We start from the raw sequence: 19,172 nt of genomic DNA, 5'->3' as shown, positions 1-19,172 counted from the left end.
GCGGGGACCATGCTTTCTCTGTACCCGAGGTCAACATGAATACAGTTTGTGCAGCTTGCAATGCCACCAACCGCGTGCCGGAAGAACGTCTGGCGGACAATGCGAAATGCGGCCGCTGCGGCCATGAGCTCTTCGACGGTGAAGTGATCAACGCCACCGCCGCCACGCTGGACCAGTTGCTGCAGGACGATCTGCCGGTCGTGGTCGATTTCTGGGCGCCGTGGTGCGGCCCGTGCCGCAGCTTTGCGCCGATCTTTGAAGACGTGGCCGAAGAGCGCGCCGGCAAAGTGCGCTTCGTGAAAGTGAACACCGAAGCCGAGCCGGAGCTGAGCGCCCGTTTCCGCATCCGCAGCATCCCGACCATCATGGTGTTCCGTCAGGGCAAGATGGTCGACATGCTCAACGGCGCGATGCCGAAAGCGCCGTTTGACAACTGGCTCAACGAGTTAGTGTGATTCGGCAAGTATAGGCCGTATCCCGCCATTGCGCGCGAACGCGCCCCGATCGAGCCCGCCCCTCCCGGCGGGCTTTTTTCTGCGTTACAATAGCGGTTTTTCCCCAGGATCGTTATGACCGACAACGCCGTACTTCGCCTGCGCCAATTCCGTTTAGACCGCGCCACCCGCCCTTTTTTGGCGCGCGGTTGCCGGGTGGCGCGTTGTCAGGGTTGCCTGCTGCCGCATAAAAACTGCCTGTGCGACACCATTCGCCCACAGCAGGCCTGCAGCCGTTTCTGCCTGATCATGTTCGGCGCCGAGCCGCTCAAGCCCAGCAACACCGGCCGCCTGATCGCCGATATCCTGCCGGACACCCAGGCGTTCCTCTGGTCGCGCACCGAGGTCGATCCCGCCCTGCTGGCGGCCATCAACGATCCGACACGGCAGCCTTATGTGGTGTTCCCCGCGTCCTACGCCGACGCCGAACGGCCGGTGTTCAGCGCGCTGCCCGTCGGCGGCAAACCGCCGCTGTTCATCATGCTGGACGGTACCTGGGCGGAGGCGCGCAAAATGTTCCGTAAAAGCCCGTATCTCAATCAATTCCCGGTGTTTTCCCTCAACGTCGACGCTGCATCGGACTACCAGCTGCGCGAAGCCAGCCGCGCCGAGCAACACTGCACGGCGGAAGTGGCCGCCGCCCTGCTGCAACAGGCGGGCGATCTGCCGGCCGCCGAAGGGTTGAATCAGCATTTTCGCTATTTCCGTCAACAGTATCTGGCGGGAAAACCGACCCGGCCGGAGGCACCGGTCACAGCAATGCAGCCATAAAGCGCCTAAAATCAGGCGTAACGTTGCCAAAAGGAGCCGTGCATGAGCCAGCGAGGGTTAGAAGCGCTACTACGTCCCAAATCGATCGCCGTGCTGGGCGCTTCGCAGCAGCCGGGCCGCGCCGGCAACCTGATGATGAGCAACCTGCTGGCCGGCGGTTTCGGCGGCCCCATCCTGCCAGTTACGCCGCGCTACAAGGCGGTATGCGGCGTCATGGCCTATCCCGACGTCGCCAGCCTGCCGCTGACGCCGGATCTGGCGCTCATCTGCACCCATGCCAAGCGTAATCTGGCGCTGCTCGACGCGCTGGGGCAGCGCGGCTGCAAAACCGCCATCGTGCTCTCTTCACCGCCAGAACAGTTCGCCGAGCTGAAAGCCTGCGCGCAGCGCTACGCCATGCGGCTGCTGGGCCCCAACAGCCTGGGATTACTGGCGCCGTGGCAGGGCATCAACGCCAGCTTCTCGCCGGTGCCGATCCAAAAAGGGAAGCTGGCGTTTATCTCGCAGTCCGCCGCCGTCGCCAACACCATTCTCGACTGGGCGCAGCAGCGCGAAGTCGGCTTCTCTTACTTCATCGCGCTGGGCGACAGCCTGGATATCGACGTCGACGACCTGCTCGACTTTTTGGCGCGCGACAGCAAGACCAGCGCCATCCTGCTGTATCTGGAAAACATCAGCGACGCACGGCGCTTTCTCTCTGCCTCGCGCAGCGCCTCACGCAATAAGCCCATTCTGGTGATCAAAAGCGGCCGCAGCCAACAGGCGCAATTACTGCTCAACAGCCAGCAAGGGCTGGACGCCGCTTACGACGCCGCCATCCAGCGCGCCGGCCTGCTGCGCGTGCAGGATACCCATGAGCTGTTCTCAGCGGTGGAAACCCTCAGCCATATGCATCCGCTGCGCGGCGAACGGCTGATGATCGTCAGCAACGGGGCGGCGCCGGCGGCAATGGCGCTGGACGAGCTGCTCGGGCGCAACGGCAAGCTGGCGACGCTGAGCGAGGAGAGCCTGGCGAAGCTGAGCGATGCGCTGCCGGATTTCATTCGCGCCGGCAACCCGCTCGATCTGCGCGACGACGCCACGCCGCAGCGCTACCTGGCGGCTCTTGAAGCGCTGCTCGACAGCCACGACTATGACGCGCTGCTGCTGATCCATGCGCCGAGCGCGGCGGCGCCGGGCACCGCCACGGCGCAGCGGCTGATCGACGCGCTGCACCGCCATGCGCGCGGCAAACGCATCACCTTGCTGACCAACTGGTGCGGCGAATACTCTTCTCAAGAGGCGCGCCGGCTGTTTACCGAGGCCGCCATTCCCACCTACCGCACGCCGGAAGGCGCTGTGACCGCTTTTATGCATATGGTGGAATACCGCCGCAACCAAAAGCAGCTGAAAGAGACGCCGGCGCTGCCGGTCGGCCTGACCGCCAATACCGCCGACGCTCACCGCCTGATCCATCAGGCGCTGGCCGAAGGCGCCACCCAGTTGGATACCCACGAGGTGCAATCCATTCTGCAGGCTTATGACCTGAGCACCCTGCCGACCTGGATCGCCGAAGACAGCGCCGAAGCGGTACATATCGCCGAGCAGATCGGCTACCCGGTGGCGCTGAAGCTGCGCTCGCCGGATATCCCGCACAAGTCGGAAGTTCAGGGCGTCATGCTCTACCTGCGCACCGCGACCGAAGTGCAGCGCGCGGCGGAGGCGATCCTCGACCGCGTGAAGCGCACCTACCCTCAGGCGCGCATCCACGGCTTACTGGTGCAGAGCATGGCCAACCGCGCCGGCGCCCAGGAGCTGCGCATCGCGGTAGAGCAGGATGCGATTTTCGGTCCGCTGATCATGCTGGGTGAGGGCGGTGTGGAATGGCGCCAGGAAAATCAGGTGGCGGTCGCGCTACCGCCGCTGAATATGGCGCTGGCGCGTTATCTGGTGCTGCAGGCGGTGAAAGGTGGCAAGATCCGCGGCCGCAGCGCGCTGCGGCCTTTAGATATCCCTGGACTAAGCCGTTTGCTGGTGCAGGTCTCCAACCTGATCCTCGACTGCCCGGAGATCGCCCGGCTGGATATCCATCCGGTGCTGGCCTCCGGCAGCGAATTCACCTTGCTGGACGTGTCGATGCAGCTCGCGCCGTTCAGCGGCGATCCGCAGGCGCGGCTGGCGATCCGCCCTTATCCGCATGAGCTGGAAGAGACCATCGCGTTGAAAGACGGCAGCCAGTGCCTGTTCCGCCCGATCCTGCCGGAAGACGAACCGGCGCTGAAGCATTTCATCGACCGGGTGACCAAGGAAGATCTCTATTATCGCTACTTCAGCGAAATCAATGAGTTTACCCATGACGATTTGGCCAACATGACGCAGATCGACTACGATCGAGAAATGGCCTTTGTGGCGGTGCGCTCAGACGAGATCATCGGCGTGACCCGCGCGCTGTCCGATCCGGACAACACCGACGCCGAATTCGCCGTGCTGGTCCGTTCCGACCTGAAAGGCCTGGGCCTGGGGCGTCAGTTGCTGGAGAAAATGATCGCCTATGCGCGCGCGCATGGCCTGACCCGTCTGAGCGGCATCACCATGCCGAATAACCGCGGCATGATCGCGCTGGCTCAGCGGCTGGGCTTTGGCATCGAGGTGCAGCTTGAGGACGGCATCGTCAATCTGACGCTGCCGCTGCGGGCCGCCGACGCGCAGTGACCTGCGTCGCAATGCGCTACGAATCCACCACTTAACGCCAAAACATACGCACAATCGGGGCAACTAATGGTATTATCGCCCGATTATTCGGTTTATTGTTTTTATGCCTGTGGCGTTCTGGCCATCAATCATGAGAGAAGAAACGCACTGTGATGTTGTCAAAATTTAAACGTAGCAAACATCAACAACACCTTGCACAACTGCCCAAACTCCCCCAGACGGTTGCTGATGTTCGTACGTTGTACGCGCCGTCCGATTTTCGCACCACGCTGCTGGACGCCATCGCCAACGCCACCCAACGCATCTATCTGGTGGCCCTGTATCTGGAGCATGACGACGCCGGGCGCGAGATCCTCAATGCGTTGTATCAAGCCAAACAGCGGCGGCCCGAGCTGGAAATCTGCGTACTGGTCGACTGGCACCGCGCACAGCGTGGACGCATCGGCGCCGCCGCCGCCAATACCAACGCCGACTGGTACTGCGCCATGGCCAGCCAACATCCGGAACAGTCGGTGCCGATCTACGGCGTGCCGGTCAATACCCGCGAAGCGCTGGGCGTACTGCACCTGAAAGGCTTTGTGGTCGACGATACCGCGATCTACAGCGGTGCCAGCATCAACGACGTTTATCTGCATCAGCATGAGAAATATCGTTACGATCGCTATCAGCTGATCACCAACGGCGTGCTGGCCGATACTTTGATCGATTACATCAAGCAGCATCTGCTCACCGCCGGCGCCGTACAGCGCCTCGATCGCAGCGATCGGCCAAAAAGCCCGGAGATCAAAAACGAGACCCGCCTGTTCCGTTTCGCCCTGCGCCGCGCCGGTTACCACTTCCGCGGCAAGGCCGGCAACGATGAGCTGGCGGTGACGCCGCTGGTTGGGCTTGGCAAGCAAAGCGTGCTGAATAAAACCATTCATCACCTGATGTCGTGCGCCGACCAGAAACTGACGCTCTGTACCCCCTACTTCAACCTGCCGGCGCTGCTGGTGCGCAACATCATCTATCTGCTGCGCCAGGGTAAACAGGTGGAGATCATCGTCGGCGATAAGACCGCCAACGACTTCTATATTCCGGAAGATCAGCCGTTCAAAATCATCGGCGCACTGCCCTACCTGTACGAGATCAACCTGCGCCGCTTCCTGAGCCGCTTGCAGCGTTACGTCGATACCGGCCAGCTGATCGTGCGGCTGTGGAAGGATGGCGATAACAGCTATCACCTGAAAGGCATGTGGGTGGACGAAGAGTGGCAGCTGATTACCGGCAATAACCTCAACCCGCGCGCCTGGCGGCTGGATCTGGAAAACGCCATTTTGATCCACGATCCCAAGCAAGAGATGCGCGAGCAACGGCAGAAAGAGCTGGAATGCATCCGTACTCATACCACTGTAGTCGCCCATTATCAGGAACTGCAAAGCATTCAGCAGTATCCGATCAAGGTGCGTAAGCTGATTCGGCGTCTGCGCCGTATTCGCATCGATCGGCTGATTAGCCGCATCCTGTAAGCGGTACTCTGACCCCGGCCAAGGCCGGGGTTTTTATTACAGCTGTATCTCCTTGCCTTTGCGATGCAACCGAAGCGAAACCAGCAACGCCAGCAGGCACATGCCGGAAACGTACCAGAAGAAGGCATTCTCCACGCCGAATGATTTAAGCGACAACGCGACATATTCTGCCGAACCGCCGAACAGGGCGTTCGCCACCGCATAAGACAAGCCTACCCCTAACGCGCGTACCTCCGGCGGGAACATCTCGGCTTTAAGCAGCCCGCTGATCGCGGTGTAAAAGCTGACAACGAACAACGCCAACACGATCAGACCGAACGCCATAAAGGGGTTGGTCACTTCTTTCAAGGCAAACAGGATCGGCACCGTCAACACCGTGGCGAAGGCTGAGAAGATCAGCATCGAGCTGCGACGGCCGATTTTGTCCGAAAACGCGCCGACTGCAGGCTGCAGCAGCATAAAGACGAATAGCGCAACGGTCATGATGGCGCTGGCCAGCTTGGCGTCCATACCGGCGGTGTTCACCAGGTATTTCTGCATGTAGGTGGTGAAGGTGTAAAAGGTCAGTGAACCGGCGGCGGTAAAGCCCAGCACCATCAGGAACGCCTTGCGATTTTTCCACAACCCCGTCAGCGAACCGGCATCTTTGTGGTTACGCGTCTTCGCATCGGAGGTTTCATTCAGCGAGCGGCGCAGGTACAGCGCCACCACCGCCAACACGGCCCCCAGGGCAAACGGAATACGCCATCCCCAGGCCTTCAGCTCTTCAGCGGGCAATATCTGCTGCAGGATCACCAAGACCAGCAGCGCCAGCAGTTGCCCGCCGATCAGCGTCACGTACTGAAACGAGGCGTAAAAGCCTCGTCGGCCCTTGATCGCCACCTCGCTCATATAGGTGGCGCTGGTGCCATACTCGCCGCCCACCGACAATCCCTGGAACAATCGAGCGATCAGCAGCAGCGCCGGGGCCCAGCTGCCGATCGATTCATACGTCGGCAGGCAGGCGATCACCAGCGATCCGGCGCACATCATGCAGACTGAAAGCAGCATGGAGTTTTTTCTGCCATGCTTGTCGGCAATATAGCCGAACAGCCAGCCGCCGATCGGCCGCATAAAGAAGCCGGCGGCGAATACCCCGGCGGTTTGCAACAGCTGCGTGGTGCTGTTGCCCGCCGGAAAGAACGAGGCGGCAAAGTAAATGGAACAGAAGGAATAAACGTAAAAATCAAACCACTCCACCAGATTGCCTGATGAAGCTCCGACGATAGCGAAAATGCGTTTCTTGTTATCCAGCGCCCCCTGTTCGACGCCGTGCTCATCCCCAAGAGCCGAGGTTGTTTCTGTCATGATATTTTCTCCGAGCCATAGCAATGATGAAATTCGGCTTCCTGCCGCCCTGGTTGTTACTTTATTGTTACTTATAAGTTAACAGCCAAACTTAATAGCGGACGAAGAATATCTGACATTCAGAGAAACAATGCGTTGGTTTTGTGATGAATATTAAACAGTACGATGAAAGCTGAAGCGGGTTACAACGGGGATTTTCCATTTTTCCCATAGCAAAAAGCCCTGAACGTCAGTTCAGGGCTTTCGGCTTTATTTGATGCCTGGCAGTTTATGGCGGGCGTCCTGCCCGCCCCCCTTCGGGCCGTTGCTTCGCAACGTTCAAATCCGCTCCCGGCGGATTTGTCCTACACAATTCGTCTCAGGATGCCCATGCTCGGGCAGAACGCCAGATAACAGACAAAACAAAAAGCCCCATGCTTTCGCATGAGGCTTGTTGTTTTATTTGATGCCTGGCAGTGTCCTACTCTCGCATGGGGAGACCCCACACTACCATCGGCGCTACGGCGTTTCACTTCTGAGTTCGGCATGGGGTCAGGTGGGACCACCGCGCTATTGCCGCCAGGCAAATTCGTTTCATTCCAACCGCTTCACTCTCGTGTCGCCATCAGAACCAATCTCGGAACTTCGCTGAAAATCTCTCTAAAAACACCTTCGGTGTTGTAAGGTTAAGCCTCACGGATCATTAGTACTGGTTAGCTCAATGCATCGCTGCACTTACACACCCAGCCTATCAACGTCTTAGTCTTAAACGTCCCTTCAGGGGCCTTGAAGGCCCAGGGAAGACTCATCTTGAGGCAAGTTTCGCGCTTAGATGCTTTCAGCGCTTATCTTTTCCGCACTTAGCTACCGGGCAATGCCATTGGCATGACAACCCGAACACCAGTGGTGCGTTCACTCCGGTCCTCTCGTACTAGGAGCAACCCCTCTCAATCTTCCAACGCCCACGGCAGATAGGGACCGAACTGTCTCACGACGTTCTAAACCCAGCTCGCGTACCACTTTAAATGGCGAACAGCCATACCCTTGGGACCTACTTCAGCCCCAGGATGTGATGAGCCGACATCGAGGTGCCAAACACCGCCGTCGATATGAACTCTTGGGCGGTATCAGCCTGTTATCCCCGGAGTACCTTTTATCCGTTGAGCGATGGCCCTTCCATTCAGAACCACCGGATCACTAAGACCTACTTTCGTACCTGCTCGAGCCGTCACTCTCGCAGTCAAGCTAGCTTATGCCTTTGCACTAACCTCACGATGTCCGACCGTGATTAGCTAACCTTCGTGCTCCTCCGTTACTCTTTGGGAGGAGACCGCCCCAGTCAAACTACCCACCAGACACTGTCCTCACCCCGGATCACGGGGCCGAGTTAGAACATCAAACATTAAAGGGTGGTATTTCAAGGATGGCTCCACGCAGACTGGCGTCCACGCTTCAAAGCCTCCCACCTATCCTACACATCAAGGCTCAATGTTCAGTGTCAAGCTATAGTAAAGGTTCACGGGGTCTTTCCGTCTTGCCGCGGGTACACTGCATCTTCACAGCGAGTTCAATTTCACTGAGTCTCGGGTGGAGACAGCCTGGCCATCATTACGCCATTCGTGCAGGTCGGAACTTACCCGACAAGGAATTTCGCTACCTTAGGACCGTTATAGTTACGGCCGCCGTTTACTGGGGCTTCGATCAAGAGCTTCGCCTTGCGGCTGACCCCATCAATTAACCTTCCAGCACCGGGCAGGCGTCACACCGTATACGTCCACTTTCGTGTTTGCACAGTGCTGTGTTTTTATTAAACAGTTGCAGCCAGCTGGTATCTTCGACTGGCTTCAGCTCCATCCGCAAGGGACTTCACCTACATGCCAGCGTGCCTTCTCCCGAAGTTACGGCACCATTTTGCCTAGTTCCTTCACCCGAGTTCTCTCAAGCGCCTTGGTATTCTCTACCTGACCACCTGTGTCGGTTTGGGGTACGATTTAATGTTACCTGGAGCTTAGAGGATTTTCCTGGAAGCAGGGCATCAACTACTTCTGCACCGTAGTGCATCGTCATCACGCCTCAGGGTTAGTATGCAACCGGATTTACCAGGTCACACCCCCTACACGCTTAAACCGGGACAACCGTCGCCCGGCTAGCCTAGCCTTCTCCGTCCCCCCTTCGCAGTAACACCAAGTACAGGAATATTAACCTGTTTCCCATCGACTACGCTTTTCAGCCTCGTCTTAGGGGTCGACTCACCCTGCCCCGATTAACGTTGGACAGGAACCCTTGGTCTTCCGGCGAGCGGGCTTTTCACCCGCTTTATCGTTACTTATGTCAGCATTCGCACTTCTGATACCTCCAGCAACCCTCACAGGCCACCTTCAACGGCTTACAGAACGCTCCCCTACCCAACAACGCTAAGCGTCGCTGCCGCAGCTTCGGTGCATGGTTTAGCCCCGTTACATCTTCCGCGCAGGCCGACTCGACCAGTGAGCTATTACGCTTTCTTTAAATGATGGCTGCTTCTAAGCCAACATCCTGGCTGTCTATGCCTTCCCACATCGTTTCCCACTTAACCATGACTTTGGGACCTTAGCTGGCGGTCTGGGTTGTTTCCCTCTTCACGACGGACGTTAGCACCCGCCGTGTGTCTCCCGTGATAACATTCTTCGGTATTCGGAGTTTGCATCGGTTTGGTAAGCCGGGATGGCCCCCTAGCCGAAACAGTGCTCTACCCCCGAAGATGAGTTCACGAGGCGCTACCTAAATAGCTTTCGGGGAGAACCAGCTATCTCCCGGTTTGATTGGCCTTTCACCCCCAGCCACAAGTCATCCGCTAATTTTTCAACATTAGTCGGTTCGGTCCTCCAGTTAGTGTTACCCAACCTTCAACCTGCCCATGGCTAGATCACCGGGTTTCGGGTCTATACCTTGCAACTAGTCGCCCAGTTAAGACTCGGTTTCCCTACGGCTCCCCTATACGGTTAACCTTGCTACAAAATATAAGTCGCTGACCCATTATACAAAAGGTACGCAGTCACACCACGAAGGTGCTCCCACTGCTTGTACGTACACGGTTTCAGGTTCTATTTCACTCCCCTCGCCGGGGTTCTTTTCGCCTTTCCCTCACGGTACTGGTTCACTATCGGTCAGTCAGGAGTATTTAGCCTTGGAGGATGGTCCCCCCATATTCAGACAGGATGTCACGTGTCCCGCCCTACTCATCGAACTCACGACCTGTGCATTTTAGTGTACGGGGCTATCACCCTTTACTGCGCGACTTTCCAGACGCTTCCACTAACACACAAGCCGATTCAGGTTCTGGGCTCCTCCCCGTTCGCTCGCCGCTACTGGGGGAATCTCGGTTGATTTCTTTTCCTCGGGGTACTTAGATGTTTCAGTTCCCCCGGTTCGCCTCATGCCACTATGTATTCATGACATGATAGTGTGTCGAAACACACTGGGTTTCCCCATTCGGGTATCGCCGGTTATAACGGTTCATATCACCTTACCGACGCTTTTCGCAGATTAGCACGCCCTTCATCGCCTCTGACTGCCTAGGCATCCACCGTGTACGCTTAGTCACTTAACCTCACAACCCGAAGATGTTTCCATCGTTCGCGCTGCAAACATTTGAGAGACTCTATGACAGGTTACTCTTTATCCCAGTACTTCTACGGAGGGATAAATTTCAGCCGTCATGTTTCAATTTTCAGCTTGTTCCAGATTGTTAAAGAGCAAAATACTTCGCAGCATACTGTCGCCAATATACTCTGAAGTATTGAAATACCGGACTATATGGTGGAGCTAAGCGGGATCGAACCGCTGACCTCCTGCGTGCAAGGCAGGCGCTCTCCCAGCTGAGCTATAGCCCCATACAGTCACGCGCAGTACCTTTTCCACTTCATGAGAAGTGGTAGGCCTGAGTGGACTTGAACCACCGACCTCACCCTTATCAGGGGTGCGCTCTAACCACCTGAGCTACAAGCCTATAAAGGTATTTCTGCTCGTTACTTTCTATCAGACAATCTGTGTGAGCACGCCACTCGAACTAATATCTTTAGGTAAGGAGGTGATCCAACCGCAGGTTCCCCTACGGTTACCTTGTTACGACTTCACCCCAGTCATGAATCACAAAGTGGTAAGCGCCCTCCCGAAGGTTAAGCTACCTACTTCTTTTGCAACCCACTCCCATGGTGTGACGGGCGGTGTGTACAAGGCCCGGGAACGTATTCACCGTAGCATTCTGATCTACGATTACTAGCGATTCCGACTTCATGGAGTCGAGTTGCAGACTCCAATCCGGACTACGACGTACTTTATGAGGTCCGCTTGCTCTCGCGAGGTCGCTTCTCTTTGTATACGCCATTGTAGCACGTGTGTAGCCCTACTCGTAAGGGCCATGATGACTTGACGTCATCCCCACCTTCCTCCAGTTTATCACTGGCAGTCTCCTTTGAGTTCCCGGCCGAACCGCTGGCAACAAAGGATAAGGGTTGCGCTCGTTGCGGGACTTAACCCAACATTTCACAACACGAGCTGACGACAGCCATGCAGCACCTGTCTCAGAGTTCCCGAAGGCACCAATCCATCTCTGGAAAGTTCTCTGGATGTCAAGAGTAGGTAAGGTTCTTCGCGTTGCATCGAATTAAACCACATGCTCCACCGCTTGTGCGGGCCCCCGTCAATTCATTTGAGTTTTAACCTTGCGGCCGTACTCCCCAGGCGGTCGATTTAACGCGTTAGCTCCGGAAGCCACGCCTCAAGGGCACAACCTCCAAATCGACATCGTTTACAGCGTGGACTACCAGGGTATCTAATCCTGTTTGCTCCCCACGCTTTCGCACCTGAGCGTCAGTCTTCGTCCAGGGGGCCGCCTTCGCCACCGGTATTCCTCCAGATCTCTACGCATTTCACCGCTACACCTGGAATTCTACCCCCCTCTACGAGACTCTAGCTTGCCAGTTTCAAATGCAGTTCCCAGGTTGAGCCCGGGGATTTCACATCTGACTTAACAAACCGCCTGCGTGCGCTTTACGCCCAGTAATTCCGATTAACGCTTGCACCCTCCGTATTACCGCGGCTGCTGGCACGGAGTTAGCCGGTGCTTCTTCTGCGAGTAACGTCAATTGATGAACGTATTAAGCTCACCACCTTCCTCCTCGCTGAAAGTGCTTTACAACCCGAAGGCCTTCTTCACACACGCGGCATGGCTGCATCAGGCTTGCGCCCATTGTGCAATATTCCCCACTGCTGCCTCCCGTAGGAGTCTGGACCGTGTCTCAGTTCCAGTGTGGCTGGTCATCCTCTCAGACCAGCTAGGGATCGTCGCCTAGGTGAGCCATTACCCCACCTACTAGCTAATCCCATCTGGGCACATCTGATGGCAAGAGGCCCGAAGGTCCCCCTCTTTGGTCTTGCGACGTTATGCGGTATTAGCTACCGTTTCCAGTAGTTATCCCCCTCCATCAGGCAGTTTCCCAGACATTACTCACCCGTCCGCCGCTCGTCACCCAGGGAGCAAGCTCCCCTGTGCTACCGCTCGACTTGCATGTGTTAAGCCTGCCGCCAGCGTTCAATCTGAGCCATGATCAAACTCTTCAATTAAAAGCTTGATGTGCTTCCACTCGAGAAGCGATGCTCAAAGATTTACTGCATGAATTTTACTTCAGTTAGTCACTCTTCAAGACTTGATATTTTTTTGCATCCGAAGATGCTGGATATCGTCTTGTGGAGTGCCCACACAGATTGTCTGATAAATTGTTAAAGAGCAGTGAGTTAGGCGCTTTCGCTTGCTAACTCGAGGTGGCGTATATTACGCTTTCCTCTTTCAGAGTCAACCCTAATTTTCAGGATTTTTTCTCTTTCTTCCCGGCCGCTGTGTGAAGTGAATCACTTGCGCCGTGTCGATGGAGGCGCATTATAGGGAGCCGGTTCAGAATGACAAGCGATAATATGCATTTTTTATCTGACCGCTCACTATTCATGCGTAACGCCTATTAAACCCGCTTTTTGATGGCTGCCGGCAGGTCCGCCAGGCTATTTAGCACCCAATCGGCCAACTTTTCACCCTGCTCCGTCACCGGCTTGCCGGTACGCACCAGCACCTTGGTGCCGACGCCAGCCGCGATCGCCGCCTGCATATCTTCCGGTTTATCACCCACCATATAAGAAGCGGCCATATCGATGTTCAATTCCTGCTGCGCTTGCAGCAGCATGCCCGGCTGCGGTTTACGGCAGTCACAGACCTGACGATACTCTTCCACTACCGCCTCCGGATGATGCGGGCAGAAATAGATGCCGTCGAAGTCGACGTCGCGATCGGCCAGCGACCAGTCCATCCACTCGGTCAGGTACATAAATTGGTCTTCGCTGAACTTGCCGCGCGCAATGCCCGACTGGTTGGTCACCATCACCAGCGCGAACCCCATCTTTTTGAGTTCGCGACAGGCGTCAATCACGCCGTCAATAAAGTGGAAATTGTCGATTTCATGGACATAACCATGGTCAACGTTAATCGTACCGTCACGATCGAGAAAAATTGCTGGAACGCTTTGTGTCACCGCTTTGCTCCTGAGGGGCTGAATACGCTGACAAGTATCGCATGTTTTACCCCGCACTGAGAACGCCGGAGAACGTCGCTGGTCGTTGACTTAGACGTCTAGACGCCTTAACATCTGATCCATACCTTGGTTCCACGCCGAGGTTTACTTTTATCTAGCCACGGGCAACCACGCTAAAATAAGAAGAATATGATTAAACTTTCTAACATCACTAAAGTGTTCCAGCAGGGTTCGCGCACCATTACCGCGCTCTCTGACGTGACCCTTCACGTTCCTGCCGGGCAAATCTATGGCGTTATCGGCTCTTCCGGCGCCGGCAAAAGCACGCTGATCCGCTGCGCCAACATGCTTGAGCGCCCTACCTCCGGCCAGGTGCTGGTCGATGGCCAGGATCTGACGTCTCTGTCGGAAAGCGAACTGACGCGCGCCCGTCGCCAAATCGGCATGATCTTCCAGCACTTCAACCTGCTCTCTTCCCGCACGGTGTTCGGCAACGTGGCGCTGCCGCTGGAGCTGGACAATACGCCGCGCGCCGAGATCAAAAAGCGCGTGACCGAACTGCTGGAGCTGGTCGGCCTGGCGGACAAACACGACGCCTATCCGGCCAATCTGTCCGGCGGCCAGAAACAGCGCGTGGCGATCGCGCGCGCGCTGGCCAGCAACCCTAAAGTGCTGCTGTGCGACGAAGCCACCAGCGCGTTGGATCCGGCCACCACCCGTTCCATCCTGGAGCTGCTGAAAGACATCAACCGCCGTCTGGGCCTGACCATTCTGCTGATCACCCACGAAATGGACGTGGTGAAACGCATCTGCGACCAGGTCGCGGTCATCAGCCAGGGGCAGCTGATCGAAAAAGACAGCGTCAGCGAAGTGTTCTCACACCCGAAAACCCCGCTGGCCCAGCAGTTCATTCAGTCCACGCTGCATCTGGATATCCCGGACGACTACGCCGCGCGCCTGTCGCCGGAGCGTCAGGGCGACCGCCAGCCGCTGCTGCGCCTGGAGTTCACCGGTCAGTCGGTCGATGCGCCGCTGCTGTCTGAAGCCGCTCGCCGCTTCAACGTGAACAACAACATTATCAGCGCCCAGATGGATTATGCCGGCGGCGTGAAATTCGGCGTGATGCTGGCGGAGCTGCACGGCAGCGACGAAGACGCGCTGGCGACGATTAAGTTCCTGCAAGAAAATCAGGTAAAAGTAGAGGTTCTGGGTTATGTCTGAGGCAATGATGTGGTTGATGGCGCGCGGCGTGTGGGAAACCGTCATGATGACCTTTGTCTCCGGCTTCTTCGGTTTCGTGCTCGGCCTGCCGGTAGGCGTGCTGCTGTATGTCACCCGCCCGGGGCAGATCATCGCCAACAATTCGCTGTATAAAATTTTGTCCGGGCTGGTGAACATCTTCCGTTCCATTCCGTTCATCATCCTGCTGGTTTGGATGATTCCGTTTACCCGCATGATCGTCGGCACCTCGATCGGCCTGCAGGCGGCCATCGTGCCGTTGACCGTGGGCGCCGCGCCGTTCATCGCGCGCATGGTGGAAAACGCCCTGCTGGAAATCCCGTCCGGTCTGGTGGAAGCGGCGCGCGCCATGGGCGCCACGCCGATGCAGATCATCAAGAAAGTGTTGCTGCCGGAAGCCCTGCCGGGCTTGGTTAACGCCGCGACCATCACCCTGATCACCCTGGTGGGCTACTCCGCCATGGGCGGCGCAGTCGGCGCCGGCGGTCTGGGCCAAATCGGTTACCAATACGGTTATATCGGTTATAACGCCACAGTGATGAATACCGTATTAGTATTACTGGTAGTTTTGGTTTATCTGATCCAATTCTGCGGCGATCGCATCGTCAAAGCCGTTACCCATAAATAATTTCACCGCATATTAATGCGAGTCTAATGAGGAAGGGATATGTCGTTAAAATTTAAATCCATCGCGGCAATTGGCGCACTGATCGGCACGCTGGCTCTGTCGGGCTGTGGCCAGGATGAAAAGAATCCGAACCACATCAAGGTCGGCGTGATCGTCGGCGCAGAGCAGCAAGTCGCCGAAGTGGCGCAGAAAGTGGCGAAAGAGAAATACGGTCTGGACGTTGAACTGGTCACCTTCAACGACTACGTGCTGCCTAACGAAGCGCTGAGTAAAGGCGATATCGATTTGAACGCCTTCCAGCACAAGCCTTATCTGGATCAGCAGATCAAAGACCGCGGCTACAAGCTGGTGCCGGTCGGCAACACCTTTGTTTACCCGATCGCTGGTTACTCCAAGAAAATCAAATCGCTGGACGAGCTGAAAGAAGGTTCGCAGATCGCGCTGCCTAACGATCCGACCAACCTGGGCCGTTCGCTGCTGCTGCTGCAGAAAGTCGGTCTGATCAAGCTGAAAGACGGCGTTGGCCTGCTGCCGACCGTGCTGGACGTGACCGAGAACCCGAAAAACCTGAAGTTGGTTGAGCTGGAAGCGCCTCAGCTGCCGCGTTCTCTGGACGATCAGCAGATCGCGCTGGCAGTGATCAACACCACCTACGCCAGCCAGATCGGCCTGACGCCGGCGAAAGACGGTCTGTTCGTGGAAGATAAAGACTCGCCTTACGTCAACCTGCTGGTTGCGCGCGAAGATAACAAAGATGCGGAAAACGTGAAGAAATTCGTTCAGGCCTATCAGTCTGACGACGTTGACGCGGCCGCCAACAAAATCTTCAACGGCGGCGCGGTGAAAGGCTGGTAAGCGCTTATTCACTCATTTTATTCCTATAATTGCAAGACGGGCCAAGGCCCGTCTTGTTATTTCCGCCATAGCTTGCTTCAATAGCGCCACTTTCATTAAGGCAGAGGAATCTCAATGCGTGTTTTACCTCTCTGTTTGTTAGCGCTCGCGCTGGCCGGATGTTCATCGCAGCGTATCGCGCCGTCCTCAACAAGCAGCACCAGCAAGCCGACCAGCACCGCTCCGGCCAAGACCACGCCGGCCGCCCGCCCCGCTCCGGTAAAACTGTATAAAAGTGCAGAAGAGCTCGTGGGCAAGCCGTTCCGCGATCTGGGTGAAGTGTCCGGCGAATCGTGCCAAACCACCGTGCAAGACTCTCCACCAAATCTGGCCACCGCCCGTAAACGCATGCAAATCCGTGCGTCTTACATGAAGGCCAACGCCGTGCTGCTGCACGACTGCCAGATTGTCAGCGGCGTCGCCGGTTGCTATCAACAGGCCGTTTGTCAGGGCTCGGCGCTTAACGTCTCGTCCAAATGACCGAATTCGTTTTCGAGCAGATCGGCGTGATCCGCTCGCCCTATAAAGAAAAATTCGCCGTGCCCCGCCAACCGGGGCTGGTCGAAGACGGCGGCGGCGAACTGCTGCTGCTGCCGCCTTACAACCAGGCGGAAGCGGTGCGCGGCCTCAGCGATTTCAGCCATCTGTGGGTGATGTTCATTTTCCATCAAACCATGGAAGGCGGCTGGCGCCCGACGGTGCGTCCGCCGCGTTTAGGCGGCAATGCCCGCATGGGCGTGTTCGCCACCCGCTCCACCTTCCGCCCCAACCCGCTCGGCATGTCGCTCATTGAGCTGAAGGGCGTGCGGGTGAAAAACGGTGAAGTGGCGCTGGAACTGGGCAGCCTCGACCTGGTCGACGGCACCCCGGTGGTGGACATCAAGCCTTATCTGCCGTTCGCCGAGAGCCAGCCGCAGGCCCGCGCCGGCTTTGCCCAGGCCGCGCCCGCCGGCGATATGCCGGTGCGTTTCGCACCGCAGGCCGAGCAACAGCTGCAGCAACATCAGGCGCGCTACCCGCAATTAAGGCGTTTTATCAGCCAGGTGCTGGCGCAAGACCCCCGTCCCGCCTATCGTAAAGGAGAGGACATCGAACGGGATTACGCCGTCTGGCTGTTGGATTTCAACGTGCGCTGGCGTGTCGTGGACGGCCACACCGAAGTGTTGGCGCTCGACCCGCGTTAAAATTCCGCCGCCTCTCTTTTGGCGACCCGCTCGCGCTGGTAAACTAAACCACTTTTGTCACTTTTGGCCGCCACTCTGGCAGCCCGATGCAATTTGCAGTTCTAACGGAACCAAAACACCATGCGTACTAGCCAATATCTGCTCTCCACACTGAAGGAGACACCTGCCGACGCCGAAGTGATCAGCCACCAGCTGATGCTGCGCGCCGGGATGATCCGCAAGCTGGCCTCCGGTCTTTACACCTGGCTGCCGACCGGCCTGCGCGTTCTGAAGAAGGTTGAAAACATCGTTCGCGAAGAAATGAACAATGCTAACGCGATCGAAGTTTCCATGCCGGTGGTTCAGCCTGCCGATCTGTGGCAGGAAAGCGGCCGTTGGGAGCAATACGGCCCCGAGCTGCTGCGCTTCGTCGACCGCGGCGATCGTCCGTTCGTGCTGGGCCCAACGCATGAAGAAGTGATCACCGATCTGATCCGCAACGAGATCAGCTCGTACAAGCAGCTGCCGCTGAACTTCTTCCAGATCCAGACCAAGTTCCGTGATGAAGTGCGCCCGCGTTTCGGCGTGATGCGTTCCCGTGAGTTCCTGATGAAGGATGCCTACTCCTTCCACACCTCACAGGAGTCTCTGCAGGAGACTTACGACGCGATGTACGAAGCGTACAGCAAAATCTTCAGCCGCATGGGCCTGGATTTCCGCCCGGTGCAGGCGGATACCGGCTCGATCGGCGGCAGCGCCTCGCACGAATTCCAGGTGCTGGCGCAGAGCGGTGAAGACGATATCGTGTTCTCCACCGGTTCCGATTTCGCCGCCAACATCGAGCTGGCGGAAGCGGTCGCGCCGGCAGAGCCGCGCGCCGCAGCCAGCGAAGAGCTGCGCCTGGTGGATACGCCGAACGCCAAAACCATCGCCGAGCTGGTCGAGCAATTCCAGCTGCCGGTGGAAAAAACCGTGAAGACGCTGATGGTGCGCGCCACCGAAGAGAGCGGCCACAAGCTGGTCGCCCTGCTGGTGCGCGGCGATCACGAACTGAACGAAGTCAAGGCCGAGAAGCTGGCGCAGGTTGCCGCGCCGCTGACCTTCGCCACCGAAGAAGAGATCCGCGCCATCGTCGGCGCCGGCCCAGGCTCGCTTGGCCCAGTCAAGCTGCCGATGCCAGTGGTAGCCGACCGCAGCGTGGCGGCGATGAGCGATTTCGGCGCCGGCGCCAACGTTGACGGCAAACACTACTTCGGCATCAACTGGGAGCGCGATCTGCCGCTGCCGCAGGTGGCCGATATCCGTAACGTGGTGGAAGGCGACGCCAGCCCGGACGGTCAGGGTACGCTGCTGATCAAACGCGGCATCGAAGTGGGCCATATCTTCCAGCTCGGCACCAAGTACTCGGAAGCGATGAAAGCGACCGTGCAGGGTGAAGACGGCCGCAACCAGGTGCTGACCATGGGTTGCTACGGCATCGGGGTCACGCGCGTCGTGGCCGCCGCCATCGAGCAGAACCACGACGAACGCGGCATCATCTGGCCGGACGCCATCGCGCCGTTCCAGGTGGCGATCCTGCCGATGAACATGCACAAGTCGTTCCGCGTACAGGCGCTGGCAGAAGAGCTGTACAACACCCTGCGTTCCCACAGCATCGACGTGATCCTCGATGACCGCAAAGAGCGTCCGGGCGTGATGTTCGCGGATATGGAGCTGATCGGCGTGCCGCACTCTATCGTTATCGGCGATCGTAACCTCGATAACGAAGAGATCGAGTACAAGAACCGCCGCGTCGGCGAGAAGCAAATGATCAAAACCGGCGAAATCGTTGATTTCCTGCTGGGCCAGATCAAACGCTAAGCGCCGATCGCCAGAGAATAAAAAACCCGCCTAGGCGG

The 19,172-nt window shown here is 57.4% G+C and carries 12 protein-coding genes, 2 tRNA genes and 3 rRNA genes; 10 read left to right on the top strand and 7 right to left on the bottom strand.

The features are described from left to right. The first annotated feature begins 35 nt into the window (after positions 1–35). From trxC to pssA, 4 genes are all read left to right on the top strand, one after another. Positions 36–455, top strand: coding sequence for a thioredoxin TrxC (trxC, locus tag ACMGF7_RS12810; protein WP_004928868.1), 420 nt, complete (start codon positions 36–38; stop codon positions 453–455). Positions 456–569: 114 nt separating this feature from the next. Continuing rightward, positions 570–1,265: a tRNA-uridine aminocarboxypropyltransferase gene (locus ACMGF7_RS12805; protein WP_049242324.1), complete on the top strand. Its 696-nt coding sequence runs from the start codon at positions 570–572 to the stop codon at positions 1,263–1,265. 42 nt (positions 1,266–1,307) lie between these two features. Then, positions 1,308–3,956: a bifunctional acetate--CoA ligase family protein/GNAT family N-acetyltransferase gene (locus ACMGF7_RS12800; RefSeq protein ID WP_197799349.1), complete on the top strand. Its 2,649-nt coding sequence runs from the start codon at positions 1,308–1,310 to the stop codon at positions 3,954–3,956. Positions 3,957–4,108: 152 nt separating this feature from the next. Next, complete coding sequence (gene pssA / locus ACMGF7_RS12795) at positions 4,109–5,464, top strand: CDP-diacylglycerol--serine O-phosphatidyltransferase (RefSeq protein ID WP_049242330.1); 1,356 nt, start codon at positions 4,109–4,111, stop codon at positions 5,462–5,464. A 36-nt stretch (positions 5,465–5,500) separates the two neighbouring features. Here the strand turns inward: pssA and ACMGF7_RS12790 are convergent, their stop codons facing one another. The 7 genes from ACMGF7_RS12790 to gmhB all read right to left on the bottom strand — a co-directional run bounded on the left by ACMGF7_RS12790 (position 5,501) and on the right by gmhB (position 13,350). After that, positions 5,501–6,811 (bottom strand): MFS family transporter, encoded by a 1,311-nt coding sequence (locus ACMGF7_RS12790; protein ID WP_033632262.1) that lies wholly within the window; start codon positions 6,809–6,811, stop codon positions 5,501–5,503. Between the two features lie 447 nt (positions 6,812–7,258). After that, positions 7,259–7,374: ribosomal RNA gene (gene rrf, locus ACMGF7_RS12785) — 5S ribosomal RNA — on the bottom strand. Between the two features lie 98 nt (positions 7,375–7,472). Continuing rightward, a 23S ribosomal RNA gene (locus tag ACMGF7_RS12780) occupies positions 7,473–10,379 on the bottom strand. Positions 10,380–10,586: 207 nt separating this feature from the next. Further along, positions 10,587–10,662 (bottom strand) — tRNA-Ala (locus tag ACMGF7_RS12775). A gap of 39 nt (positions 10,663–10,701) precedes the next feature. Further along, positions 10,702–10,778: transfer RNA gene (locus tag ACMGF7_RS12770), tRNA-Ile, on the bottom strand. Between the two features lie 74 nt (positions 10,779–10,852). Next, positions 10,853–12,394 (bottom strand): 16S ribosomal RNA (locus ACMGF7_RS12765). The 16S, 23S and 5S rRNA genes sit together here with 2 tRNA genes alongside, the layout of an rRNA operon. 392 nt (positions 12,395–12,786) lie before the next feature. Continuing rightward, positions 12,787–13,350: a D-glycero-beta-D-manno-heptose 1,7-bisphosphate 7-phosphatase gene (gene gmhB / locus ACMGF7_RS12760; RefSeq protein WP_015378880.1), complete on the bottom strand. Its 564-nt coding sequence runs from the start codon at positions 13,348–13,350 to the stop codon at positions 12,787–12,789. Positions 13,351–13,539: 189 nt separating this feature from the next. On the opposite strand from gmhB, the gene metN reads away from it, so the two are divergent. From metN to proS, 6 genes are all read left to right on the top strand, one after another. Then, on the top strand, positions 13,540–14,571 hold the full coding sequence (gene metN / locus ACMGF7_RS12755; protein WP_004932012.1) for a methionine ABC transporter ATP-binding protein MetN: 1,032 nt from the start codon (positions 13,540–13,542) through the stop codon (positions 14,569–14,571). Continuing rightward, positions 14,564–15,217: a methionine ABC transporter permease MetI gene (locus ACMGF7_RS12750; RefSeq protein ID WP_004932010.1), complete on the top strand. Its 654-nt coding sequence runs from the start codon at positions 14,564–14,566 to the stop codon at positions 15,215–15,217. The genes metN and ACMGF7_RS12750 overlap by 8 nt, the downstream gene beginning before the upstream one ends. A gap of 39 nt (positions 15,218–15,256) precedes the next feature. Next, positions 15,257–16,072 carry a MetQ/NlpA family lipoprotein gene (locus tag ACMGF7_RS12745; protein ID WP_164095964.1) on the top strand — a complete coding sequence of 272 codons (816 nt, stop codon included), beginning with the start codon at positions 15,257–15,259 and terminating at the stop codon, positions 16,070–16,072. 114 nt (positions 16,073–16,186) lie between these two features. Then, positions 16,187–16,591 (top strand): Rcs stress response system protein RcsF, encoded by a 405-nt coding sequence (rcsF, locus tag ACMGF7_RS12740; RefSeq protein ID WP_049241712.1) that lies wholly within the window; start codon positions 16,187–16,189, stop codon positions 16,589–16,591. Further along, on the top strand, positions 16,588–17,295 hold the full coding sequence (gene tsaA / locus ACMGF7_RS12735; RefSeq protein ID WP_004932003.1) for a tRNA (N6-threonylcarbamoyladenosine(37)-N6)-methyltransferase TrmO: 708 nt from the start codon (positions 16,588–16,590) through the stop codon (positions 17,293–17,295). The genes rcsF and tsaA overlap by 4 nt, the downstream gene beginning before the upstream one ends. A 120-nt stretch (positions 17,296–17,415) precedes the next feature. Continuing rightward, complete coding sequence (proS, locus tag ACMGF7_RS12730; protein ID WP_049241709.1) at positions 17,416–19,134, top strand: proline--tRNA ligase; 1,719 nt, start codon at positions 17,416–17,418, stop codon at positions 19,132–19,134. Positions 19,135–19,172 lie beyond the last annotated feature (38 nt).

Origin of the sequence: Serratia sp. BNK-17, from assembly GCF_048684935.1 — a bacterium.
Taxonomy (GTDB): domain Bacteria; phylum Pseudomonadota; class Gammaproteobacteria; order Enterobacterales; family Enterobacteriaceae; genus Serratia; species Serratia nematodiphila.
This window is presented reverse-complemented; position numbering and strand designations above follow the sequence as displayed.